This window comes from Pseudomonas sp. YQ_6 (genome assembly GCF_043103245.1).
GTDB lineage: Bacteria > Pseudomonadota > Gammaproteobacteria > Pseudomonadales > Pseudomonadaceae > Aquipseudomonas > Aquipseudomonas alloputida.
In genome coordinates, this window is sequence record NZ_JBICJR010000002.1 from 1 (window position 1) to 21,251 (window position 21,251).

Consider the following 21,251-nt stretch of genomic DNA (forward strand, 5'->3'; position numbering starts at 1 on the left):
AACCCGCGCCTACGGGGACAGCACAGTGCTGTGGAAATCCTTTGGAACTGCCCATGAAAAAATTAGCCTGTACCACGATTCTCTGTGCCCCTACATTCCTTCTGGCCGCTGAGCGCGACGACGCCCTAAAGCTCCCCGACGTGCTGATCAGCGCCAGCCGCCAAGTCGAATCGCGTACCGCCACCAGTGCTGCCAATACGGTTTTCACCCGCACCGACATCGACCGCCTGCAACCCTCCAGCGTCACCGACTTGCTCTCCCGCGTGCCGGGCCTGCAAGTGGCACCTACCGGTGGCCGTGGCAGCCTGCCGGGGATCTTTATCCGTGGCACCAAGGCCGCGCAAAGCCTGGTGCTGGTCGATGGCGTGCGCATTGCCAACGCCACCTCGGGCGACAGCGGCCTGCAGTTTCTGGACATCGACCAGATCGAGCGCATCGAAGTACTGCGAGGCTCGCGCTCAGCGGTGTACGGCAGCGATGCCATTGGCGGGGTGATCCAGATCTTCACTCGACGCAGCAGTGGCCCCGGCCTGCAGCCACGCCTGCGCATGGCCGCCGGCAGCAACCAGACATTCCAACGCAGCCTGGGGCTTTCTGGCGGCAACGACTCGACCCGCTTCAACCTTGGCGCCAGCCTGGATGAAACTGCCGGCATCGACTCGACCGGGCCATCCTTCGCCAGCGATGGTGACCACGACGCCTACCGCAACAAGGCGTTGAACCTGAGCCTGAGCCACACCTTCGGTGAGCGCTTCGAGGCCGGCTTGAACCTGCTCGACAGCCGTGGTCGCAGCGAGTACGACAACCCGTTCGGCGGCTTCAACCCCGTGACCTTCGAGAGCTTCGGTCAACAACCCTACACCGACTTCAGCGTCAGCAGCCTGGGCAGCTACGTTGACGTTCAGGTCACCGAAACCTGGCACTCACGCCTTGAACTGGCACATAGCGAGAACCGGGACGACAAACGCGACAAGCTCAGCGCTGAGCGCTTCGTGTTCAACACCTACCGCGATCAGGCTACCTGGCAGAACGACCTGGCCCTCGGCGAACGGAACACCGTACTGATCGGTGGCGACTGGTACGAAGACCGCGTACACGGCACTACCGACTTCACTGAGGACAGCCGCTGGAACCGTGCCGTGTTCGCCCAGCACCGCTACCGGGGCGAGCAGTTTTCCACTGAGCTGGGGGTGCGCCATGACCGCAACCAGCAGTTTGGTGGCCAGACCACCTGGAGCGGCAGCCTGACCGTACCGCTGAACGCGAACAACGATGTGCTGCTGTCCTACAGCGAAGGCTTCCGCGCGCCAACGTTCAACGACCTGTATTACCCACAGTTCAGCAACCCGAACCTGGACCCAGAGCACTCCAGAAGCTACGAGCTGCAATGGCGCAGCCAGCTGACTGCAGAGAGCCGCCTGGAGACTTCGCTGTACCGCACCGACCTGCGCGACGCGATCATCTTTGGCCAGGACTCGATACCCCGTAACGTCGCCTCGGCACGAATCAATGGTGTGGAAATGGCGCTGGCGCAGCAGTGGGGCGCCTGGCACAGCCAGCTTGGCCTGGCCCTGATCGACCCACGCGACCGCGACACTGGCCACACCCTCGCCCGCCGCGCCCGCCGCACCTTGAGCCTGGACCTGGACCGAGAGTTCGGGCGTTTCAGCGTGGGTGCCAGCTGGCAGGCGGTCAGCAACAGTTATGACGATGAGGCCAACCGCAACCGCATCGGTGGCTATGGTCTGCTGGGTTTGCGCGGCAGTTGGGCGGCTAGCGACGAACTGAAACTCGAAGCCAAGCTGGATAACCTGCTGGACCGCAGCTACAGCCGCGCCCTTTACAGCTATGAGGGTGCATATCACCCTTACCGCGAAGAGGGCCGCACTGTGCTCTTGAGCATCACCTGGACACCGGCGCTTTAGCGTCCAGCAACGCACACAAGCGGGCGGTGGCTTCGATCATCTGCCCGCTGGGGCGCTCCAGCCCTTTGTCCGGCACCACCAGCAGACGCCCATCAGCAACCGCCCGAATCTGCGGCCAGGCCTTCCAGTTGGCCAGTTGCGCCTCATCAGCTGCCACGATGACCTGCGGATTACGCAGCAGCACGGACTCCACATTCACCTGTGGCGCCGGCTGGCCAAGGTCGGCGAACACATTGCGCGCCCCGCACACGGCCAGGGCGTCGGTCACCACCTGGCGGCCACCGAGCGTGTACAACGGCCGATCCCAGACTTGATAAAACACCTGCAAGGGTTCGTCACGCCGATACTGCTGGCGCAGCTGCTGCAGCCGCTCACGCAGGGCTCGCGCGTATGAATGGCCCTGCTCGGCACGCCCGACACGCTCGGCAATGGCCTCGATCTGCTCGATCAGCTGGCTGATGTCATGGGGTTCGGCGCTGAAGGTGGCGATACCCAGGCGCTTGAGTTGGTCGCGCTGGGCCGGCGGCACGCTGCCTGGCCACAGCAGCAACAGGTCGGGGCGCAGGCTGAGCAGGCGCTCCATGTCCAGTTGCCCTTGGCGCCCGACCGAAGGCAAGTGGCGCAGCGCAGCCGGTCGTTCGCCGCCATCGAGCACGCCCACCAGCAGGTCGTCGGCCTGCAGTTCAAGCATGATCTCGCTCATCGAGGGGGCCAGACTGACGACACGTAGCGGTTCTGCAGCCAGTACGGTGCAGGCTAACAACGCCAGCAGGCCAGGTAGCAGTCGCATCAGCCCAGCTGGCGCGGAATGCGATAGAGGTACAGCACTACGACGGTAGACAATGCGAGGAGGATCTGCGGCACTGCCTCCAGGCCGACCAGCACCGACAATGCGGCGACCCAAGCCGGGAAGCAGGCATACAGCATGGCCATGCGCCGCACCCGCGCCAGTTCGATCCAGGCAGTGGCTTCTTCGCCCGTACCGAGCACCTTTGAGGTGGCAATAAGTGCGCGCTTGTAGGCACCGAAGCGCGGCAGGCTGAGGAACATGGTGGCCGCACCGGCGATGAACAGTGGCATGGCCAACACCGGGATCAGTGCATCACCGCCCCCAAAGGCCCAAGCCATGACTGGCAGCGGCACCAGGCCCACCGCCAGGTACTGCCACCAGGCCAGCGCCAGCCGCCGCTTGACCTCGGCGCGGGTCACGCCTGGGGCACCTCGCCCTGGTGTTCGTTGCCCAGCATGTGGCCCAACTTGCCGGCCTTGGTCGCCAGGTAGTAGCGGTTGTGCGGGTTATGCCCGGTGTGCAGCGGCACACGCTCGGCAACCACGATGTTCATGTCGGTCAGGGCTTTGACCTTGCGCGGATTGTTGGTCATCAGGCGCAGCGACTTGACGCCCAGGTGCTCGAGCATCGGCAGGCATATGGCGTAGTCACGCTGGTCGGCAGCGAAGCCCAGGCGCTCGTTGGCTTCGACGGTGTCGGCGCCGCCATCCTGCAGCTCGTAGGCGCGGATCTTGTTCAGCAAGCCGATGCCACGGCCTTCCTGACGCAGGTACAGCAGCACCCCACGCCCTTCGCGGGCGATGGCCTGCAGCGCGGCTTCCAGCTGCGAGCCGCAGTCGCAACGTTGGCTGAACAGTGCATCGCCGGTCAGACACTCGGAATGCAGGCGCCCCAATACCGGCTGGCCGTCCGCGATATCACCCAGGCTGAGCACCACATGCTCACGGCCTGTGGCTTCGTCGAGAAAGCCATGCATGGTGAAGGTCGCGAAGGGCGTCGGGAGTTTAGAGGCGGCAACAAAGACGACGGGCACGTTGTGCTCCTGGAGTAAGTAGGAAATTTCTCGTGGGCCGATTGTATCAGCAGGTTGGGGAATGTGGGCTGGCTGTATACAGTGGCTTAAGATCGAAAAGTTCGATAATTATTAAAAGCCATCGCTCAAACCCAAGCCCGCTGCCCCAGAGGGCCGCGACAGACCTTGGTGTATACAGCTTTAGTGCGGGTGACTATCCGTGCTGAACGGATAGGGCTGTGTCCAGTGCTCGAAAATCGGCTTCAGTTCGCCGCTACGTATCAGCTCCTTCATACGCTTGTCGAACAGCTCGCACAGAGCCTTGGCCTGGTCGTTACGGGCAAAGGCCAGGTACAACGGCAACTCGGCCACATGGGTACGGCGGAAACGCTCTGGCTGAGAGGTTTGCCCGAGCACATAGTCGACCTCGGTCAGTGCGTCGATGTAGTAATCCACCCGGTCATGCTCGAGCATCGGCAGAATGCCCTCGCGACGCTGGATTTCGCGGAATTCGCGCACATTGGGCAAGTAGCTGCCGTAATCATAACCACGCACCCAGGCCAACCGGTACTTGCCGATGGTCTCCAGGGTAGGCACAGGTTTGCTGGCCAGCCCCAGGGCATAGATATGGTCCATATCGAAGTGCCAGCGCGGGTACAGGTTGTCGTCGTTCTCTTCCTTGTACGAGCCTACCCAGGCATCAGCCTCGCCGCGTTTGACCAGGCCAACCGCCCGGCTGTAGGGCGCGCTCTGGGTAATTACCTCGACACCGGCCGGCTCGAACACTTTGCGCAGCACATCCCAGGCTACCCCGGTACCGTCGGCGTTGGTGTAGTCGAGCCACTCCTCGCTAACCAGATGGATCTGTTTCGGTATGCCCTCGGCAGCCGTCACCCACGGGGCAATACTCAGCAGCATTGCCAGCAGTACAGTCCTTATGGTCATTCACGCACTCCCTGTTTCAGGCAACCGCCCACACCAGAACCTGCATGCCCAGCCAGGCAAACACGCCGGCCAGGATATCGTCGAGCATGATGCCGACGCCCCCGTGCACATGGCGATCGATCCAGCGAATCGGCCACGGCTTGAGGATGTCGAAGAAGCGGAACATCAGGAACCCTGCCAACAGCCACTGCCAGCCCTCCGGCACCAGCCAGAGGGTGATCCACATGCCGACAATCTCGTCCCAGACAATGCCTTCATGGTCGTGTACGCGTAAATCATTGGCAACTTTGCCGCACAACCAGAAGCCAAACAGCATGCTCACGCCGAGCAACAACCAGTAGCCCCAGTCGGGCAGCAACTGCCACAGGGGGATGAACGGTATGGCGACCAGCGAGCCCCAGGTACCCGGGGCCTTGGGCAGAGTGCCGGAACCGAAGCCAAAGGCGATGAAGTGCCACGGGTTGCGCCAGACCGAAGGCGGAACGAACTCCGCAGGCACCTGGTTGGGGTGATCGGTCACGGTCTCTCCCTAAAGTGTTGATAGCCCCGCTGGACGGGGGTTATGTCCTGGCCCTGTGAGTCGCGCAAGGTCACACCCTGCCCTTCGAGCACACGACCAATGATATGTACCTCGATGCAACCGAGGCCAGCCAAGGGCGCCAGCGCTTCGGGCGGCAAGGTGAAGGCCAGTACATAGTCGTCGCCACCGGTGAGTGCTGCCTGCAACGCCGCTTCGCGGCCGAGGAATGCCTCTAAGGCAGGAGACACTGGCACCTGCGCCAGGTTCACCTCCAGCGCCACGCCGGATGCCTTGGCGATATGCCCGCAATCAGCGAGCAGGCCATCGGAAATGTCCAGGGCCGCAGTGGCCTTGCCACGCAGCAGAGCCCCGAGAGTAAGCTGCGGCATCGGTGACCAGTAATGAGCCAGCAGCGGCTCGGCCTGCGCGGCAGGCGCCTCGCGCTCACCCAGCACCAGCGGCAAGGCACCGGCGGCCTTGCCCAGCGAACCACCGACACACAACAGATCACCCGGCCTTGCACCGCTGCGGCGCAAGGCTTGGCCAGCCGGCACGCGGCCGAACACGGTTACGGTGATACTCAAGGGGCCGCGCGTCGTGTCACCACCGATCAGGCTCATGCGGCAACGGTGGGCCATGCGACCAAGGCCGTCGGCATAGGCCGCCAGCCAGTCAGAGCCAACGTCAGGCAGGGTCAATGCGAGGGTGAAGCCGATTGCAGTCGCGCCCATGGCTGCCAGATCACTGGCAGCCACAGCCAACGAACGCTGGCCAAGCAGCAACGGATCGCAGACAGCAGGAAAGTGCACCCCGGCGACCAGGGTGTCGGTCGACACCGCCAGTTGCTCACCGGGGGGAAGGTCCAGCAGGGCGCAGTCGTCGCCGATACCCAGCGCCACGCCCTCGCCGCCCTGCGCACAGGGCGCTGCGGCGAAGTAATGGTTGATCAGCTCGAACTCACCCATGGCCAGGCAGCGCCAGGATCAGCGCTTGTTCGCCTTGACTTCTGCTTCACGCAGCGCAGGTGCGAGCTTGTCCAGTACGCCGTTGACGAACTTGTGGCCGTCAGTGGCACCGAAAACCTTGGCCAGTTCCACACCTTCGTTGATCACGACGCGGTAAGGCACGTCGACGCGTTTGATCAGCTCCCAGGTGGACAGGCGCAGCACGGCCAGCTCGACCGGGTCGAGCTCTTCCAGTGCGATGGTCATGCAAGGCACCAGCGCTTTGTCGATTTCGCCCTTGATTGCCGGGACCCCATGCAGGATCTCGCGGAAATAGGCACCGTCGACATCGGTGAAATCGTTATCCACCCGGAACTGCGCTTCGATCTCGTTCAGCGAATGCTGGGCCATGTGCCACTGGTAGAGGGCCTGGGTCGCGAGCTTGCGGGCTTCGCGGCGCTTGGCGCTCTTGGAGGGCTTGCCGGCATCCGCAGGTTTTGGATCGCGCGGGTTGAAACGATCGCTTTCGTCGCTAATCACTTGGCCTCCAACTGCGCCAGCAGGCTGACCATTTCCAGTGCGGACAGGGCAGCTTCAGCACCTTTGTTGCCGGCTTTGGTGCCAGAACGCTCGATGGCTTGCTCGATGGAGTCGACGGTCAGTACGCCGAAGGCCACCGGAACACCGAACTCCATGGACACCTGGGCCAGGCCCTTGGTGCATTCGCCCGCCACGTATTCGAAGTGCGGGGTACCGCCACGGATCACGGCGCCCAGGGCGATGATCGCGTCGTAGGCGCCTTGCTGGGCGACCTTCTGTGCCACCAGCGGGATCTCGAATGCACCCGGGGCACGGATGATGGTGATGTCGCTTTCGCTGACACCGTGGCGTACCAGGGCATCAACGGCACCGCTTACCAGGCTTTCGACAACGAAGCTGTTGAAGCGGCCAACCACCAAAGCATAGCGACCTTTGGGGGCGATGAAGGTACCTTCGATGGTCTTCAGGGTCATTCCGATATTCTCATCTTCAAGAGCGAGGCCGCATACAAGCGGCCTCGACAGGGGTCTGGACTCGAGCAGAGGGCGTCAATGCCGCCTCAAGTCACTCGGAGGGCACGTATTCTACAACTTCCAGATCGAATCCGGATATCGCGTTGAACTTCATCGGCGAACTCATCAGGCGCATCTTGCGCACACCGAGGTCACGCAGGATCTGCGAACCGGCACCCACAGTGCTGTAGGTAGTCGGTGCTTTGGCCGGTGCATCGCCAGCGCTTTCGCGGATGTGCGCCAGCAGCACGTCGCCGTCCAGCGGGTGCCCCAGCAGCAACACCACGCCACTGCCGGCCTCGGCCACTGCGGCCATGGCCGCGCGCAGGCTCCAGCGGCCGGGCTGCTTGACCAGCAGCAGGTCACGCAGTGGGTCCATATTGTGTACCCGTACCAAGGTCGGCTCTTCGGCGCAGATCTTGCCCAGGGTCAAGGCCATGTGCACGTCGCCTTCGACCGCGTCACGGTAGGTGACCAGGTTGAACTCACCCAGCTCGCTCTCCACCGATTGCTCGGAAACACGCTGCACGGTGCGCTCGTGGATCATGCGGTAGTGGATCAGGTCGGCAATGGTGCCGATCTTCAGGCCGTGCTCGGCGGCGAACACTTCCAGCTCGGCGCGGCGCGACATGGTGCCGTCGTCGTTCATCACTTCGCAGATCACGCCGCTTGGCTCGAAACCGGCCATGCGCGCCAGGTCACAGGCGGCTTCGGTGTGGCCGGCACGCGCCAGCGTACCGCCTGGCTGGGCCATCAGCGGGAAGATGTGACCAGGGCTGACAATGTCTTCGGCCTTGGCGTCCTTGGCAGCGGCAGCCTGCACAGTGCGTGCGCGGTCGGCGGCGGAAATACCGGTGGTGACGCCCTCGGCGGCCTCGATCGACACGGTGAACTTGGTGCCGAAGCCCGAGCCGTTGCGCGGCGCCATCAACGGCAGCTTCAGCGTTTCGCAACGTTCGCGGGTCATCGGCATGCAGATCAGGCCACGGGCGTGCTTGGCCATGAAGTTGATGTGCTCCGGCTGGCAGCATTCGGCCGCCATGATGATGTCGCCTTCGTTCTCGCGGTCTTCGTCATCCATCAGGATGACCATTTTGCCCTGGCGGATGTCTTCGACCAGTTCTTCGATGCTGTTGAGCGCCACGCGGCACCCCCTTCTCAATCAGGATTTCAAGAAGCCATTGGCGGCCAGGAAGCTTTCGGTAATGCCACTGCCCTTGCTCGGCTCGGCGGCCTTGTCACCCAGTAGCAAGCGCTCCAGGTAACGGGCCAGCAGGTCGACCTCAAGGTTAACCCGACGCCCTGCACGGTAATCGGCCATGATGGTTTCGGACAGAGTGTGCGGGACAATGGTCAGCTCGAATTCGGCGCCATTGACCTCATTGACCGTGAGGCTGGTGCCGTCGACGGTGATCGAACCCTTGTGGGCGATGTACTTGGCCAGTTCCTTCGGTGCACGCACGCGGAACTGGATGGCGCGGGCGCTATCGCTGCGCGAAATGATTTCGCCAACCCCGTCGACGTGGCCGCTGACCAGGTGCCCGCCCAGGCGGGTGGTGGGGGTCAGGGCTTTTTCCAGGTTGACCTTGCTGCCGCTCTTGAGGTCGATGAAGGCGGTGCGCTTGAGGGTTTCGACGCTGACATCGGCCCAGAAGCCGTCGCCCGGCAGTTCTACGGCCGTGAGGCATACACCGTTGACCGCGATGCTGTCGCCGAGCTTGACGTCCCCCAGGTCGAGCTTGCCGGTTTCTACGTAGACGCGCACGTCACCACCCTTGGGAGTCAGGCTGCGGATGGTGCCGATGGATTCGATGATGCCGGTGAACATGGGGTCTTCCTCAAAAACGGTTTGCACGGGGCAAGCCCGGCATTATACGCCGGGCGCTGGCAGGGGGATGGCCGTGACCCGCCAGTCATCGCCCACTGCGCGCATTTCGGTAATTTTCAGCCGTGGTGCTTCGCTCATCTTGTCCATCGGCCAGTCCAGCAGCGGCCGGGCCTGAGAGCCGAGGAAGGTGCCAGCGACGAACAGCTGATACTCATCGACCAGACCTTGCCGTGCGAAGGCGCCAACCAGGCCGGCACCGGCTTCCAACAGGATTTCGTTGACGCCGCGGGCGGCCAGGGCGTGGAGCAGCGCCCCCAGGTCGACCTGGCCATTGTCGCCCGGCAAGCTGAGCAATTCGTGGCCGGCAGCGGCATAGCGCGGGTCATCTGCGACAGCAGTCACCACCAGAGCCGGGCCAGCCTGGAAGAACGGCGACGCCAGTGACAGGCGCAGACGGCCATCGACCAGCACGCGCAAGGGTGTGCGGCTAAGAGCCAGGGCAGTAGTTTCGGCATCCAGGCCCAGCTCGGCACCACGCACTGTCATGCGTGCGTTGTCTGCCAGCACGCTGGCGGCGCTGGTCAGCACCACGCTGGAGCGGGCGCGCAAGCGCTGCACGGCTGAGCGGGCGGCCGGGCCGGTGATCCACTGGCTCTCACCACTGGCCATGGCGGTGCGGCCGTCCAGGCTCATGGCCAGCTTGGCGCGAACGAACGGCAGGCCGTGCTCCATGCGCTTGAGGAAGCCTGGGTTGAGGGCGCGGGCCTCGGCTTCGAGCACCCCGCTGGCCACTTCGATTCCGGCTTCGGCCAGGCGCCGCAGGCCCTGCCCCGCCACTTGCGGGTTAGGGTCCTGCATGGCTGCTACTACACGCGCCACGCCGGCCTTGACCAGCGCTTCGGCACACGGCGGCGTACGGCCATGGTGGCTGCATGGCTCCAGGGTGACGTAGGCACAAGCACCGCGGGCAAGTTCACCGGCCTGGCGCAGGGCATGCACTTCGGCATGGGGCTCGCCGGCGCGCACGTGCCAGCCTTCGCCAACCACTTCGCCATCGCGCACGATCACGCAGCCTACGCGCGGGTTCGGGTGGGTGGTGTACAGGCCTTTACGCGCCAGCTCCAGCGCACGGGCCATGTAGTGGGCGTCAAGGATGGCAGCTTGGCTGGGCATGTTCACTCTTTAGCTGGCTCACGGGCCAGGCGGTCGATTTCTTCGCGGAACTCGTCGAGGTCCTGGAAGCGCCGGTACACCGAGGCAAAGCGGATATAGGCCACTTCATCGAGTTTGCGCAACTCGGCCATGACCATTTCACCGACCACCAGCGATTTGACTTCGCGCTCGCCCGTGGCACGCAGCCGGCTCTTGATGTGCGCCAGCGCAGCTTCCAGGCGCTCGACGCTGACCGGACGCTTTTCCAGGGCCCGTTGCATGCCGGCGCGCAGCTTTTCTTCGTCGAAGGGCTGGCGCGTGCCGTCCTGCTTGATCAGCCGGGGCAGCACCAGCTCGGCGGTTTCGAAGGTGGTGAAGCGCTCGCCGCAGGCCACGCATTCACGGCGGCGGCGCACCTGCTCGCCCTCGGCGACGAGGCGAGAGTCGATGACCTTGGTGTCGTTGGCACCGCAAAAGGGACAGTGCATGGTGGCAGGCAACAAAAAAAGGGAGGGCCATGGTAGCGCATTGCACTGGCAAGACAAGCCAAAGGGGTTAACATCCATGGGAAATATGCCCGTGAAGGACTCCCCCATGCACTACCGAGCGCTCGTCGTGCTGTGCTGCGCCGCTCTGCTTGCCGCCTGCGGCAGCAACAGGCCAAAGACCGACAACCCGGTGCCCGCGCCCGCCCCCTCGGCCAAGGCCGAAGTACTGGGCCCGCTGCCGGCCTACCAGCGCGAGCTGAGCGGCACCTTGCTGGAAATCCCGGCGGGTGCCGAGGTGGAACTGGCCTTGCTGGTGATCGACGAACGCGACCGCCCGCAGCGCCTGCTGGCCAGCAGCAACCTGACCGGCACCGGCCAGGCGCTGCCCTACCACCTGCGTTTCAACCCCGAAGCCTTCCCGCCCGGTGCCCGGGTCGAACTGCGTGGCCGCGCCAGCAACTCCGGCCAGCTGATCATGCACCTGCCCCCGGTGCGCATTACCCAGGCACAAACCCAGGCCACCGGCCCGTTGCGTTTCGAGAAGGCGCCTTAAGTGATGCCGCTGGCCCTGCAACAAGCCCTCAGCGGCCTGATCGGCGAAGCGCGCCTGATCGTCAGCGAACTGCCCGACTGTGACCTGAAGCTATGGCTGATCGACGACCAGAATATGGATCGCGCCTTCAGCAGCGAAGAAACCCGGCGCATTCTTGAAGAGCCTCCCTATTGGAGCTTCTGCTGGGCCAGTGGGCTGGCAATGGCCCGCTACCTGGCTGAACGCCCGGAATGGGTGGCAGGCAAGCGCGTGCTGGACTTTGGCGCCGGCTCTGGTATCGCCGGCATTGCTGCTGCACGCGCCGGTGCACGGGAAGTGGTGGCTTGCGACCTCGACCCGCTGGCCCTCGATGCCTGCCGTGCGAATGCAGCACTGAACGGGGTGACATTAAGCTACAGCAGCGATTTCTTTGCCGAGGAAGACCGCTTCGACCTGATCCTGGTTGCCGATGTGCTGTACGACCGCGCCAACCTGCCGCTGCTGGATGCCTTCCTGAGCCGCGGTCGGCAGGCCTTGGTGGCCGACTCGCGGGTACGCGACTTTCGCCACCCGTTGTACCAGCAATTGGGCGTGCTCGAAGCACTGACCCTGCCGGACCTGGCCGAGCCACACGAATTCCGCCGGGTCAGCCTGTACCACGCCAGCCGCGACACCTTATAGTGGAGCCATACACGAGTTTGCGAGAGTCGCGATGACCCAAGACACGCCTTACATTTTCGACGCCACCGATACCAACTTCCAGCAACTGGTGATCGAGAACTCCTTCCACAAGCCGGTGCTGGTGGACTTCTGGGCCGAGTGGTGCGCGCCGTGCAAGGCGCTGATGCCATTGCTGGCAAAGATTGCCGAGGGTTACCAGGGCGAACTGCTGCTGGCCAAGATCAACTGCGATGTCGAGCAACAGGTGGTTGCCCAGTTCGGCATCCGTAGCCTGCCGACAGTGGTGCTGTTCAAGGACGGTCAGCCGGTGGACGGTTTTGCCGGGGCGCAACCGGAGTCGGCGATCCGCGCCATGCTCGAGCCGCATGTACAAATGCCAGCCGCGCCCACCGCCGCGCCACTGGAGCAGGCAAAGGCGCTGTTTGCCGAAAGCCGTTTTGCCGAAACCGAAGCGCTGTTGCAGGCGCTACTGGGTGAGGACAACAGCAATGTCGAGGCGCTGATCCTGTATGCCCGCTGCCTGGCCGAGCGTGGCGAGCTGGGCGAAGCGCAAGTGGTGCTGGATGCGGTCAAGACTGACGAACACAAAGCTGCACTGGCCGGTGCCAAGGCCCAGCTGACCTTCCTGCGCCAGGCTGCCAGCCTGCCGGAAGTGGCTGACCTTAAAAGCCGTCTGGCGCAGAATCCGCAAGACGACGAGGCGGCTTATCAGCTGAGCATTCAGCAACTGGCGCGCCAGCAGTATGAGGCGGCACTGGAGGGGCTGCTGAAGCTGTTCCAGCGTAACCGTGGCTACGAGAACGGGCTGCCGCAGAAGGCGCTGTTGCAGGTGTTCGAGTTGCTGGGTGGCGATCACCCGCTGGTTGGTGTTTATCGTCGCAAGCTGTCGGCGGCGATGTTCTGAGTGACCTTGAAGCCTGCGCTGGACCTGTTGGAGCGGGCATGCCCGCGAAGAAACCGACACAGTGGATGGCACCGGCTCTGCCGGTGTTCGCGGGTAAACCCGCTCCTACAGGCGAGCACGCAGGCTTTTCAGATTTTGAGCAAGACGGGTGCTTCTGCAGGTACCGAGTGACCTTGAAACCTACGCTGGACCTGTGGGAGCGGGCATGCCCGCGAAGGAAGCAACACGGTGGAGGGCACCGGCTCTGCCGGTGTTCGCGGGTAAAACCGCTCCTACAGGCGAGCGCGCAGGCTTGGCTCCAACAGCGAAAACAGCACTCACCCCACCCAGTGATACATCGGCGCATCCACGCCACTTTCTACCTTTACCTCACTGCTGTGCCGCAAGCGCACCAGCAACCGTTTACCCGCCGCCGTACTCCCCGCCAACCCTTCCAGCCGGTCCAGCAATTCCGGCCCGCTCATCTGTCCTGCCAGACGCAACACATCACGCGCCGCAGCCCACTGACCGTCATCTTGGCGCGGCGCGACCACCGCAGCTGTCGCGGCCGCCTGGGCTACCATCGGCACCTCGGTCTGCCGCCCCAGTTGCGCCCACTCTTCAGGCGTCAGCTCGATGGTCAGGTCCACCGGCCAGTCACCAATCTGTCCACGAATTCTCATGATGCATTCCTTGAGCCCAAGTCAATGCAGCCATGCTACCGCAACATGAAACATGCGCCACACAGGCTGGCGGCACGCCGAGAAGTTGTTATAACATAACTCGATCTTTCAGCCCGCTCCGGAGTCGTCCATGCGCCGCCTGCTGCTCGCCCTGCCCTTCGCTTTGCTGCCACTGGCCGTGGCCCATGCTCACGATGACCATGACCATGACCATGATCATGCCCACGGCTCCCTCGGCGCCCACGAGCATGGCGTAGCCAAGCTCAACGCAGTGCTCGATGGCAATACCTTGGAACTGGAACTGGACAGCCCGGCAATGAACCTGGTCGGCTTCGAGCATGCCGCCAGCAGCGATGCCGACAAGGCCAAAGTCGCCGCCGTGCGCCAGCAACTTGAACAACCACTGAAGCTGTTCGGCCTTTCCGCCGCCGCAGGCTGCAAGGAAGACCAGCAGGCACTGGAAAGCCCTCTCTTCGGTGACGCCTCCAAGGCCGACGACGAGGGTGACGAGCACGGCCATCAGCACAGCGACATCGGCGCCCATTATCAGCTGACTTGCGCCAACCCCGACAAACTGACAGAGCTGGACCTGGCGCCGCTGTTCAAGGCCTTCCCCGCCACCCAGAAAATCAACGTGCAACTGATCGGCCCCAATGGCCAGAAAGGCGTGGAAACCACGCCGGCCAAGGCAGCGGTCGCCTTCTGAATGAACCAGCCGTTGATCGATCTGCATGACCTGGTGTTCGCCTGGCCAGGTCACCCGCCGCTGCTGGATATTCCGGCATTGCGCCTGGACGCTGGTGAAGCATTGTTCCTCAAGGGCCCTAGCGGCAGTGGCAAGACGACCTTGCTGGGCCTGCTGGGCGGGGTGAACGTGCCGGTCCAGGGCCGCATCCAGTTGCTCGGTCAGGACCTCGGCAGCCTGAGCCAGGGCGCCCGCGACCGCTTTCGGGTCGATCACACAGGGTATATCTTCCAGCAGTTCAACCTGCTGCCGTTCCTCTCGGTACGTGAAAACGTCGAACTGCCCTGCCGCTTCTCGCGCAGCCGCAAGGCGCGCGCCGAGCAGCGCCATGGCAGTGTTGACCAGGCGGCCAGCACGCTGCTGACCCACCTGGGCCTGGGCGACCCTGCCATGCTCGCCCGCCGCGCCGACAGCCTGTCGATCGGCCAGCAGCAGCGGGTCGCCGCCGCCCGCGCACTGATCGGCCAGCCTGAACTGGTGATTGCCGACGAACCGACCTCGGCACTGGATGCAGACACCCGCGAAGCGTTCATCCGCCTGCTGTTCGATGAGTGCCGGGCCGCCGGTGCCAGCCTGTTGTTCGTCAGCCACGACCAGAGCCTGGCACCGCTGTTCGACCGCCACCTGTCGCTTGCCGAACTGAACCGCGCCGCCAAGCCCCGGGAGGCCTGATGTACCTGCTCCGCCTTGCCTTGGCCAGCCTGGCCAACCGCCGCTTCACTGCGTTTCTGACCGCCTTTGCCATTGCCCTGTCGGTGTGCCTGCTGCTGGCTGTTGAGCGGGTCCGTACCGAAGCCCGTGCCAGCTTCGCCAGCACCATCAGCGGAACCGATCTGATCGTCGGCGCACGCTCCGGCTCGGTGAACCTGCTGCTGTACTCGGTGTTCCGCATTGGCAATGCGACCAATAACATCCGCTGGGACAGCTTCCAGCACTATGCACAGGACCCACGGGTGAAGTGGGCAATCCCGATCTCGCTGGGCGACTCGCACCGTGGCTACAGAGTGATGGGCACCACCACAGATTACTTCAGCCATTACCAGTACGGCCGCCGCCAGCCTCTGCAACTGAGCCAAGGGCGTGAGTTTGCCAACGACCCGTTCGAGGTAGTGCTCGGCGCCGAAGTGGCCGAGGCATTGCACTACAAGCTGGGTGACAAGTTGGTGCTGGCCCACGGCGTGGCCGCAATCAGTCTGGTCAAGCATGACGACAAGCCGTTTACCGTGGTCGGCGTACTCAAGCGCACCGGCACCCCCGTCGACCGCACCTTGCATATCAGCCTGGGCGGCATGGAGGCGATCCATATCGACTGGCACAACGGCGTACCCGCCCGTGGCGCCGGGCGCATCAGCGCCGAACAGGCCCGTACGATGGACCTGCAACCTGCCGCCATCACTGCGTTCATGCTTGGTCTGAACAGCAAGATCGCAACCTTCAGTTTGCAGCGAGAGATCAACGAGTACCGCAGCGAGCCGCTGCTGGCGATCCTGCCAGGGGTCGCCCTGCAGGAGCTGTGGAGCCTGATGGGCACTGCAGAACAGGCATTGTTCGTAGTGTCGCTATTCGTGGTGCTGACCGGTTTGATCGGCATGCTCACGGCGATTCTCACCAGCCTCAACGAACGCCGCCGGGAGATGGCGATCTTGCGTTCGGTCGGGGCCCGGCCTTGGCATATTGCGGGGTTGCTGGTACTGGAAGCACTGTCACTGGCCTCGGTCGGGATCGTGGCCGGGCTTGGCTTGCTATATGCGGGTATCGCCCTGGCACAGGGGTACGTGCAGGCCAACTATGGTTTGTATTTACCACTGGCTCTGCCGAGTCCCCATGAATGGACCTTGCTGGCTATCATCCTGGGGGCCGCGGTGCTGATGGGCAGCGTGCCGGCGTGGCGGGCTTACCGGCAATCGCTGGCCGACGGCCTGTCCATACACCTCTGAGTGCGCGTAATGATCAAACACCTCACCGCCTGCTTCGCGGGCACGCCCGCTCCCACAGGGAGCCCCGCAGGCTTCGGAGCTTGTGCAGTACCTGTGGGAGCGGGCATGCCCGCGAAGAGGCCGGCAATGCACATGCTGCTGGCCCTGCTGTTGCTGGTAGCGATGCCTCTATGGGCCGCCGAACCCAAGGAGCTGGACTGGCCCGCCCTGATCCCCGAAGGTGCCCCGGTCATCCCGCCGCAACTCACCCCGCTGCACGACATGTCACAGCTCAGCAACGCCCTGTCTGCCGAATCCGCCCCACCCGCGCGCCAACAGGCGCCCGACGCGCCGGTGGTAAAAAGCCTCGACGGCCAACAGGTCAAACTACCCGGCTACATCGTGCCACTGGAGGTCAGCGAAGAAGGCCGCACCACCGAATTCCTGCTGGTCCCTTACTATGGCGCGTGCATCCACGTGCCGCCGCCACCGCCGAACCAGATCGTGCACATTTTCAGCGAGATGGGCGTGCGCATCGAAGACCTCTACCAGCCCTACTGGATCGAGGGAAAGATGCAGGTTAGAGCTTCCAGTAGCGAGTTGGCCGACGCCGGCTACCAGATGGAAGCCGAGAAAATCTACGCTTATGAGCTGAGATGAGAACTGTTTCGAATTCGTGAAGACGCTTCTTTGAGCTGGGTCAAACTTTCTGTTTAACCAGCTCCGTACCATTGGACTACTCGATTAATAACGTCCTTTGGGAGCTTCCATGAACAAGTCCTTGCTGGGTGCCTCGCTTGTGGCCCTTGCGCTCGCCGCCCCTGCCGCCCACGCCTATCAGGCGGGGGACATGATCCTGCGCGCAGGCGCCATCACCACCGCCCCGAACGAGAGCAGCGGCGACCTCAAGTTTGACGGTAACAAGGTGTCTGGCACCAAGGCGACCCTGGACAGCGATACCCAGTTGGGCCTGACCTTTGCCTACATGCTCACCGACCACATCGGCCTGGAGCTGCTGGCAGCTACCCCGTTCAAGCACACCGTCGGCGTAAAAGGTCTGGGCGGCGGGCTGGACGGCAAGCTGGCAGACATCAAGCAACTGCCACCGACGCTGTCGCTGCAGTACTACCCAATGGAACCGAATTCGCGCTTCCAGCCGTACGCTGGCGTCGGTATCAACTACACCCTGTTCTTTGACGAAGATTTGAGCAGCGCACGCAAGCAACAAGGCTTCAGCAACCTCAAGCTGCAGGATTCGGTAGGTATCGCCGGCCAACTGGGCATGGACTACATGCTGACCGACAACCTGCTGGTAAACGCCTCGGTCTGGTACGTCGACATCGACACCAAGGCCAGCGTCAACGGCCCGACCGCCCTTGGCTACAGCAAGACCAAGGTCGACGTCGACGTCGACCCTTGGGTATACATGGTCGGCCTTGGCTACAAGTTCTGACCTGAACATTGCAGGGCGGCCTCGGCCGCCCTCGCGCGTTGCAGCCATAGCCAGTAGCACAGTGCGGCGGCACTGATGCCCATGCCAAGCCCACACACCGCAACCCAGCCCCAGTGTGCAAACACCCAGCTCGCCAACACCGCCCCCAAACCGCTGCCCAGCGAATAGCAACACATGTAGGCGCCGATCAAACGGCTAGCCATCGCACCACGCCCGGCCAGCAACAGGCTCTGGTTGGTGACATGCACTGCCTGCACGGCAAAGTCCAGCATCAGCACACCCAGCACGAAGGCCAGCAATGAATGTTCGACGAACGCTGTTGGCAGCCACGATAGCGTCAGCAGGGCCAACGACACCCCGGTCGTACGCTCACCCCGTCCCAGGTCGGCCAGACGACCGGCATGCGAAGCCGCCAGCGTGCCCGCCACACCTGCCAGGCCAAACAGGCCGATCTCGGTATGGCTCAGTGTCAGCGGCGCAGCGCTGAGTGGCATGACCATGGCACTCCACAGCACGCTGAATGCGGCGAAGATCAACACACCGAACACGCCGCGCTGGCGCAGCAACCTGTCGTGCCGATACAGGCTGAACTGGGCCACGATCAGCGCCCGGTAACCCGGCCGGCTCCCCATCGGCTGCCCGCCGGGCAGACTGCGCCACAGCACCAGCGCCAGCAACATCAACAGCCCTGCGGCGACCAGGTACACACTCCGCCAACCGGCCAGGTCGGCCAGCCCGCCCGAAGCCAGCCGTGCCAGCAGAATGCCCAGCACCACACCACTGGTGACAGTGCCTACCGCCTGCCCTTGCTGGCCAGGTGAGGCCAGGCTCGCCGCATGAGCCACCATCACCTGCACCATGACTGCCATCAACCCTGTGATCGCCAGAGCCAGCAGCAATATTGCCCAGTTCGGCGCCATGCCAACGCCGACCAGCGCAAGCGCCGCGAACAGCAACTGGCCAAGCAACAGACGTTTACGGTCGACCAAGTCCCCGAGCGGCACAATCAGTAGCAACCCCAGGGCGTAGCCCGCCTGGGTCGCGCCGACTACCCAGCCAATCTGCTGCTGCGCCACCCCCAACCCAGCAGCCATCGACTCAAGCAGCGGTTGAGCGAAGTACACCGTCGCCACCGCCATTGCGCTGGTGGTGGCAAGCAACAGGGTTATCCAGCGTGTCAGCGAAGGTGTCATCGGGCAAAGCCTCTGGAATCTGGTTTTAATTTGAAACCACATGCTGGCTATTTAGCAAATGTGGTTTTAATCTGCAACCAGATAAACAAGACAGGCTTGCCCCATGCTCGATGAAAAAAATGCGCAGTGCCCCGTGGCCCGGGCTCTGGAGGTGCTGGGTGACCGTTGGGCGCTGATGATCCTGCGCGATGCCTTCGACGGCCTACGGCGTTTCAGTGAATTTCAGAAGAACCTGGGGCTGGCGAAGAACATCCTCACCTCGCGGCTAAAGCTGTTGGTGGAAAGTGGGTTGCTGATGACACAGCCGGCGTCGGATGGCAGTGCCTACAAAGAGTATGTGCTGACCGATAAAGGGCGGTCGGTGTTTCCAGTGGTGGTTGGTTTGAGGCAGTGGGGGGAGCGGTTTCTGTTCGAGGCGGGTGAAGCGCGTTCGGAGCTGGTGGACGGCGTGACGGGGCAGGCGCTTGAGATATTGCAGGTCCGTGGCCAGGATGGGCGGGTTTTACATCCCGAAGATTGCCAGCGCAGAAGGGTGCGGCATGGGTGATGTCAGGGCTGCTGAGCAGCCCCGAGGGGTTCAGCCTTTACCGAGAAGTTTTGCCAGGCCTTCAACCATCGGCGTCACTTGCACAAACTCGAACCGCGCCAACAACCGCTGGTTATCTGCTCGCGAATGGCGGATATCACCCGATCGCGCCGCCGCATAGCTGATCGCTGGCAAGCTCCCCACAACCTTCCCCAGCGCGGCCAGCAACTGGTTCAGTGAGGTCGCCTGGTTCAGCCCGATGTTCACCGCACCTTCCTCGACCTGCGGCTGCTCCAGTGCCTGCACCATCACCTGCACCAGGTCGCCCACATAAAGGAAGTCCCGGGTCTGTTCGCCGTCACCGAACACTGTAATCGGCAAGCCCTGCACAGCACGCTCGCAGAAGATGCTGATCACCCCGGAATACGGTGAGGAAGGGTCCTGCCGTGGCCCGAAGATATTGAAGAAGCGAAACACCACCGGCTCCAGACCATGCTGGCGACGGTAGAAGTCCAGGTACTGCTCACTGGCCAGCTTGTCCACGGCATAAGGGGTCAACGGCGCCTTGGGCGTGTCTTCGGAAATCGACTCCCCTTCACCATTGTTGCCGTACACCGCTGCGCTGGAGGCAAACAGCACCCGGCGCAGGCCATGCACACGCATGGCTTCGCAAACGTTGAGGGTACCGATGAAGTTACTCTGGTGGGTGCGCACCGGGTCTTCGACCGAGGCCTGAACCGACGCTACTGCTGCCAGATGCACCACAGCACGGCAGCCAGCCGCCGCCTGAGTGACCAGCCCTGCATCGGCAACATCACCTTCGATCAGTTCCAGCCGTGGGTGATCGACCTGCAGATTGCTTCGCCGGCCGGTGGAGAAGTCGTCGAGAATGCGTACGGCGTAGCCTTTGTCCAACAACGCATCGCACAGGTGGGAGCCAATGAAGCCGGCACCGCCGGTGATCAGGATGGGGGCGTCAGCCATGGCGGTAGAACCGGTCCAGTAGAGGTGGCAAGCCAGCGCGCCAGGCACGCGGCTTGATACCGAAGGTATGAAGGATTTTCTTGCAGGCCAGTACCGCGTGCTGTGGCTCTTCGCTGGCATCCGGGCGCGCAGCATGGGCCTGCGGCGTGGGGGCCTGAACGGCCAGCTGACGGTATTGACCGGCCTCGGCGAGGATTGCCTGGCCCAGCGCCAGCGGCGTGGTCGCCTCATTGCCGGCGTAATGGTAGGTGCCCCACAGCGGCGCATTGCAATCAAGTTGCTTGAGTACCGACAGGATCACTCGGGCGGCATCATCGACCGGCGTCGGGTTGCCACGTCGATCATCGGCCAGCAGCAGCTCCTGTGGTTGCTCGGCACGGGTCAGGAAGCGGCCCAATGCGCCATCAATGCTCTCGTCCAGCAACCAGCCAAAGCGCAGCAACACATGCTGCGGGCAGGCCGCACGCACGCTCTGCTCGATGCGCCATAGGGCCTGGCCACGCATGCCCAGCGGCACTGGCTCGTCCTTTTCGCTATAGGCCGTGGCCCGCGAACCATCGAACACACGGTAGCTGGATGGCTGCACCAAGGTGATCTGATGGTGCTGGCACAGCTCTGCCAACCGCTCCACCGCCCGCTCCTGTTGGGCCAGGCGCTGCTCGCTGACCGACTCGGCCTGGAACCAGTCGAAGTAGTAGGCCAGGTTGACCAGGGCGTCGGGGCGATGGTCATCGAGCAGCTGAGTGAGGCTTGAGGGCGCCCAGCCGTTCTCGGGCGGGCGCGGTGCCAGGAATGCTATGTCCTCCTCGGCCCCAAGACGAATCAGCGCTTGCCCGAGGGCATTGCCACCACCCAACAGCATTAGGCGCATACGCATAGAGTCAGCAGATCCGGAGAGGTTGATGAGAAAAAAGAGTCATTTTGCGGTTTCCTGCCCGGGAAGTCCAACACCGGACCCGTTCGATGCCACAGGGCGTGATTCCACAGTTTCACCGCTCA

The 21,251-nt window shown here is 63.4% G+C and carries 26 protein-coding genes; 10 read left to right on the forward strand and 16 right to left on the reverse strand.

All coding sequences use genetic code 11. The annotated features are described in order from the left end of the window. The first annotated feature begins 53 nt into the window (after window positions 1-53). On the forward strand, window positions 54-1,925 hold the full coding sequence (locus tag ACF8FG_RS00015; protein ID WP_318077513.1) for a TonB-dependent receptor domain-containing protein: 1,872 nt from the start codon (window positions 54-56) through the stop codon (window positions 1,923-1,925). Here ACF8FG_RS00015 and ACF8FG_RS00020 read toward each other — a convergent pair. The 12 genes from ACF8FG_RS00020 to nrdR form a co-directional block, all read right to left on the reverse strand. Then, on the reverse strand, window positions 1,903-2,715 hold the full coding sequence (locus tag ACF8FG_RS00020) for a cobalamin-binding protein (protein WP_144179858.1): 813 nt from the start codon (window positions 2,713-2,715) through the stop codon (window positions 1,903-1,905). The genes ACF8FG_RS00015 and ACF8FG_RS00020 overlap by 23 nt on opposite strands. Next, on the reverse strand, window positions 2,715-3,134 hold the full coding sequence (locus ACF8FG_RS00025) for a hypothetical protein (RefSeq protein WP_014589510.1): 420 nt from the start codon (window positions 3,132-3,134) through the stop codon (window positions 2,715-2,717). Before ACF8FG_RS00025 ends, ACF8FG_RS00020 begins: the two co-directional genes overlap by 1 nt. Beyond that, on the reverse strand, window positions 3,131-3,748 hold the full coding sequence (gene ribA / locus ACF8FG_RS00030) for a GTP cyclohydrolase II (protein ID WP_003255389.1): 618 nt from the start codon (window positions 3,746-3,748) through the stop codon (window positions 3,131-3,133). Before ribA ends, ACF8FG_RS00025 begins: the two co-directional genes overlap by 4 nt. A gap of 180 nt (window positions 3,749-3,928) precedes the next feature. Further along, complete coding sequence (locus ACF8FG_RS00035) at window positions 3,929-4,672, reverse strand: ABC transporter substrate-binding protein (protein ID WP_014589509.1); 744 nt, start codon at window positions 4,670-4,672, stop codon at window positions 3,929-3,931. A gap of 16 nt (window positions 4,673-4,688) precedes the next feature. Further along, complete coding sequence (locus tag ACF8FG_RS00040; RefSeq protein WP_010951803.1) at window positions 4,689-5,192, reverse strand: phosphatidylglycerophosphatase A; 504 nt, start codon at window positions 5,190-5,192, stop codon at window positions 4,689-4,691. Further along, window positions 5,189-6,157, reverse strand: a complete 969-nt coding sequence (gene thiL, locus ACF8FG_RS00045; RefSeq protein ID WP_014589508.1) for a thiamine-phosphate kinase — start codon at window positions 6,155-6,157, stop codon at window positions 5,189-5,191. The genes ACF8FG_RS00040 and thiL overlap by 4 nt, the downstream gene beginning before the upstream one ends. An 18-nt stretch (window positions 6,158-6,175) precedes the next feature. Beyond that, the gene (nusB, locus tag ACF8FG_RS00050) at window positions 6,176-6,676 is read right to left on the reverse strand and encodes a transcription antitermination factor NusB (RefSeq protein WP_003255393.1); all 501 of its coding nucleotides are present in this window, start codon (window positions 6,674-6,676) and stop codon (window positions 6,176-6,178) included. Next, complete coding sequence (ribE, locus tag ACF8FG_RS00055) at window positions 6,673-7,149, reverse strand: 6,7-dimethyl-8-ribityllumazine synthase (RefSeq protein ID WP_003255395.1); 477 nt, start codon at window positions 7,147-7,149, stop codon at window positions 6,673-6,675. The genes nusB and ribE overlap by 4 nt, the downstream gene beginning before the upstream one ends. A gap of 91 nt (window positions 7,150-7,240) precedes the next feature. Continuing rightward, the gene (gene ribBA / locus ACF8FG_RS00060; RefSeq protein ID WP_003255398.1) at window positions 7,241-8,332 is read right to left on the reverse strand and encodes a bifunctional 3,4-dihydroxy-2-butanone-4-phosphate synthase/GTP cyclohydrolase II; all 1,092 of its coding nucleotides are present in this window, start codon (window positions 8,330-8,332) and stop codon (window positions 7,241-7,243) included. An 18-nt stretch (window positions 8,333-8,350) separates the two neighbouring features. Next, complete coding sequence (locus ACF8FG_RS00065) at window positions 8,351-9,016, reverse strand: riboflavin synthase (protein ID WP_012312508.1); 666 nt, start codon at window positions 9,014-9,016, stop codon at window positions 8,351-8,353. Window positions 9,017-9,058: 42 nt separating this feature from the next. After that, complete coding sequence (gene ribD, locus ACF8FG_RS00070; protein WP_014589507.1) at window positions 9,059-10,189, reverse strand: bifunctional diaminohydroxyphosphoribosylaminopyrimidine deaminase/5-amino-6-(5-phosphoribosylamino)uracil reductase RibD; 1,131 nt, start codon at window positions 10,187-10,189, stop codon at window positions 9,059-9,061. Window positions 10,190-10,191: 2 nt separating this feature from the next. After that, a complete protein-coding gene (gene nrdR, locus ACF8FG_RS00075) occupies window positions 10,192-10,656 on the reverse strand; it encodes a transcriptional regulator NrdR (protein ID WP_003255402.1) in 465 nt (154 codons plus the stop codon). Between the two features lie 106 nt (window positions 10,657-10,762). Here nrdR and ACF8FG_RS00080 point away from each other — a divergent pair, with 106 nt between their 5' ends. The 3 genes from ACF8FG_RS00080 to trxA are packed head-to-tail and all read left to right on the forward strand — an operon-like array spanning window position 10,763 to window position 12,773. Next, window positions 10,763-11,209 carry a YbaY family lipoprotein gene (locus ACF8FG_RS00080; RefSeq protein ID WP_014589505.1) on the forward strand — a complete coding sequence of 149 codons (447 nt, stop codon included), beginning with the start codon at window positions 10,763-10,765 and terminating at the stop codon, window positions 11,207-11,209. Between the two features lie 3 nt (window positions 11,210-11,212). After that, complete coding sequence (locus ACF8FG_RS00085) at window positions 11,213-11,869, forward strand: methyltransferase (protein WP_014589504.1); 657 nt, start codon at window positions 11,213-11,215, stop codon at window positions 11,867-11,869. 31 nt (window positions 11,870-11,900) lie between these two features. Then, window positions 11,901-12,773, forward strand: coding sequence for a thioredoxin (gene trxA / locus ACF8FG_RS00090; RefSeq protein ID WP_014589503.1), 873 nt, complete (start codon window positions 11,901-11,903; stop codon window positions 12,771-12,773). 317 nt (window positions 12,774-13,090) lie between these two features. On the opposite strand, the gene ACF8FG_RS00095 is transcribed toward trxA, so the two are convergent. Continuing rightward, window positions 13,091-13,435, reverse strand: coding sequence for a hypothetical protein (locus ACF8FG_RS00095; protein WP_003255407.1), 345 nt, complete (start codon window positions 13,433-13,435; stop codon window positions 13,091-13,093). A 130-nt stretch (window positions 13,436-13,565) separates the two neighbouring features. On the opposite strand from ACF8FG_RS00095, the gene ACF8FG_RS00100 reads away from it, so the two are divergent. The 5 genes from ACF8FG_RS00100 to ACF8FG_RS00120 all read left to right on the forward strand — a co-directional run bounded on the left by ACF8FG_RS00100 (window position 13,566) and on the right by ACF8FG_RS00120 (window position 17,549). Further along, window positions 13,566-14,141, forward strand: a complete 576-nt coding sequence (locus ACF8FG_RS00100) for a DUF2796 domain-containing protein (RefSeq protein WP_019439173.1) — start codon at window positions 13,566-13,568, stop codon at window positions 14,139-14,141. Further along, window positions 14,142-14,852: an ABC transporter ATP-binding protein gene (locus ACF8FG_RS00105; protein WP_010951796.1), complete on the forward strand. Its 711-nt coding sequence runs from the start codon at window positions 14,142-14,144 to the stop codon at window positions 14,850-14,852. It begins immediately after the preceding gene. After that, a complete protein-coding gene (locus tag ACF8FG_RS00110) occupies window positions 14,852-16,117 on the forward strand; it encodes an ABC transporter permease (protein WP_019439172.1) in 1,266 nt (421 codons plus the stop codon). Before ACF8FG_RS00105 ends, ACF8FG_RS00110 begins: the two co-directional genes overlap by 1 nt. A 126-nt stretch (window positions 16,118-16,243) precedes the next feature. Next, window positions 16,244-16,756 carry a DUF3299 domain-containing protein gene (locus tag ACF8FG_RS00115; RefSeq protein WP_014589499.1) on the forward strand — a complete coding sequence of 171 codons (513 nt, stop codon included), beginning with the start codon at window positions 16,244-16,246 and terminating at the stop codon, window positions 16,754-16,756. Window positions 16,757-16,865: 109 nt separating this feature from the next. Next, a complete protein-coding gene (locus ACF8FG_RS00120) occupies window positions 16,866-17,549 on the forward strand; it encodes an OmpW family protein (RefSeq protein WP_014589498.1) in 684 nt (227 codons plus the stop codon). On the opposite strand, the gene ACF8FG_RS00125 is transcribed toward ACF8FG_RS00120, so the two are convergent. Beyond that, window positions 17,537-18,742, reverse strand: coding sequence for an MFS transporter (locus ACF8FG_RS00125; protein WP_392518581.1), 1,206 nt, complete (start codon window positions 18,740-18,742; stop codon window positions 17,537-17,539). The two genes, ACF8FG_RS00120 and ACF8FG_RS00125, sit on opposite strands and share 13 nt — an antisense overlap. A 103-nt stretch (window positions 18,743-18,845) precedes the next feature. On the opposite strand from ACF8FG_RS00125, the gene ACF8FG_RS00130 reads away from it, so the two are divergent. Continuing rightward, window positions 18,846-19,289 (forward strand): helix-turn-helix domain-containing protein, encoded by a 444-nt coding sequence (locus ACF8FG_RS00130; protein WP_014589496.1) that lies wholly within the window; start codon window positions 18,846-18,848, stop codon window positions 19,287-19,289. Window positions 19,290-19,319: 30 nt separating this feature from the next. Here the strand turns inward: ACF8FG_RS00130 and ACF8FG_RS00135 are convergent, their stop codons facing one another. Both ACF8FG_RS00135 and ACF8FG_RS00140 read right to left on the reverse strand, forming a co-directional pair. Next, window positions 19,320-20,252 carry an NAD-dependent epimerase/dehydratase family protein gene (locus tag ACF8FG_RS00135; RefSeq protein WP_014589495.1) on the reverse strand — a complete coding sequence of 311 codons (933 nt, stop codon included), beginning with the start codon at window positions 20,250-20,252 and terminating at the stop codon, window positions 19,320-19,322. Next, entirely contained in the window at window positions 20,245-21,129 is an 885-nt protein-coding gene (locus tag ACF8FG_RS00140) for a sugar nucleotide-binding protein (RefSeq protein ID WP_019439170.1), read from the reverse strand. The genes ACF8FG_RS00135 and ACF8FG_RS00140 overlap by 8 nt, the downstream gene beginning before the upstream one ends. Window positions 21,130-21,251: the final 122 nt, after the last annotated feature.

Excerpts from the sequence above, each read along its gene's own strand:
- ACF8FG_RS00120 (WP_014589498.1), top strand. The coding sequence starts at position 16,866 with ATGAACAAGTCCTTGCTGGGTGCCTCGCTTGTGGCCCTTGCGCTCGCC.
- ACF8FG_RS00110 (WP_019439172.1), top strand. The coding sequence starts at position 14,852 with ATGTACCTGCTCCGCCTTGCCTTGGCCAGCCTGGCCAACCGCCGCTTC.
- ribE (WP_003255395.1), bottom strand. The coding sequence starts at position 7,149 with ATGACCCTGAAGACCATCGAAGGTACCTTCATCGCCCCCAAAGGTCGC.
- ACF8FG_RS00020 (WP_144179858.1), bottom strand. The coding sequence starts at position 2,715 with ATGCGACTGCTACCTGGCCTGCTGGCGTTGTTAGCCTGCACCGTACTG.
- ACF8FG_RS00095 (WP_003255407.1), bottom strand. The coding sequence starts at position 13,435 with ATGAGAATTCGTGGACAGATTGGTGACTGGCCGGTGGACCTGACCATC.
- ribD (WP_014589507.1), bottom strand. The coding sequence starts at position 10,189 with ATGCCCAGCCAAGCTGCCATCCTTGACGCCCACTACATGGCCCGTGCG.
- ACF8FG_RS00125 (WP_392518581.1), bottom strand. The coding sequence starts at position 18,742 with ATGACACCTTCGCTGACACGCTGGATAACCCTGTTGCTTGCCACCACC.
- ACF8FG_RS00100 (WP_019439173.1), top strand. The coding sequence starts at position 13,566 with ATGCGCCGCCTGCTGCTCGCCCTGCCCTTCGCTTTGCTGCCACTGGCC.
- ACF8FG_RS00015 (WP_318077513.1), top strand. The coding sequence starts at position 54 with ATGAAAAAATTAGCCTGTACCACGATTCTCTGTGCCCCTACATTCCTT.
- nrdR (WP_003255402.1), bottom strand. The coding sequence starts at position 10,656 with ATGCACTGTCCCTTTTGCGGTGCCAACGACACCAAGGTCATCGACTCT.
- ACF8FG_RS00065 (WP_012312508.1), bottom strand. The coding sequence starts at position 9,016 with ATGTTCACCGGCATCATCGAATCCATCGGCACCATCCGCAGCCTGACT.
- ACF8FG_RS00080 (WP_014589505.1), top strand. The coding sequence starts at position 10,763 with ATGCACTACCGAGCGCTCGTCGTGCTGTGCTGCGCCGCTCTGCTTGCC.
- ACF8FG_RS00105 (WP_010951796.1), top strand. The coding sequence starts at position 14,142 with ATGAACCAGCCGTTGATCGATCTGCATGACCTGGTGTTCGCCTGGCCA.
- thiL (WP_014589508.1), bottom strand. The coding sequence starts at position 6,157 with ATGGGTGAGTTCGAGCTGATCAACCATTACTTCGCCGCAGCGCCCTGT.
- ACF8FG_RS00130 (WP_014589496.1), top strand. The coding sequence starts at position 18,846 with ATGCTCGATGAAAAAAATGCGCAGTGCCCCGTGGCCCGGGCTCTGGAG.
- ACF8FG_RS00140 (WP_019439170.1), bottom strand. The coding sequence starts at position 21,129 with ATGCGTATGCGCCTAATGCTGTTGGGTGGTGGCAATGCCCTCGGGCAA.
- ACF8FG_RS00115 (WP_014589499.1), top strand. The coding sequence starts at position 16,244 with ATGCACATGCTGCTGGCCCTGCTGTTGCTGGTAGCGATGCCTCTATGG.
- ACF8FG_RS00035 (WP_014589509.1), bottom strand. The coding sequence starts at position 4,672 with ATGACCATAAGGACTGTACTGCTGGCAATGCTGCTGAGTATTGCCCCG.
- ACF8FG_RS00085 (WP_014589504.1), top strand. The coding sequence starts at position 11,213 with ATGCCGCTGGCCCTGCAACAAGCCCTCAGCGGCCTGATCGGCGAAGCG.
- trxA (WP_014589503.1), top strand. The coding sequence starts at position 11,901 with ATGACCCAAGACACGCCTTACATTTTCGACGCCACCGATACCAACTTC.
- ACF8FG_RS00135 (WP_014589495.1), bottom strand. The coding sequence starts at position 20,252 with ATGGCTGACGCCCCCATCCTGATCACCGGCGGTGCCGGCTTCATTGGC.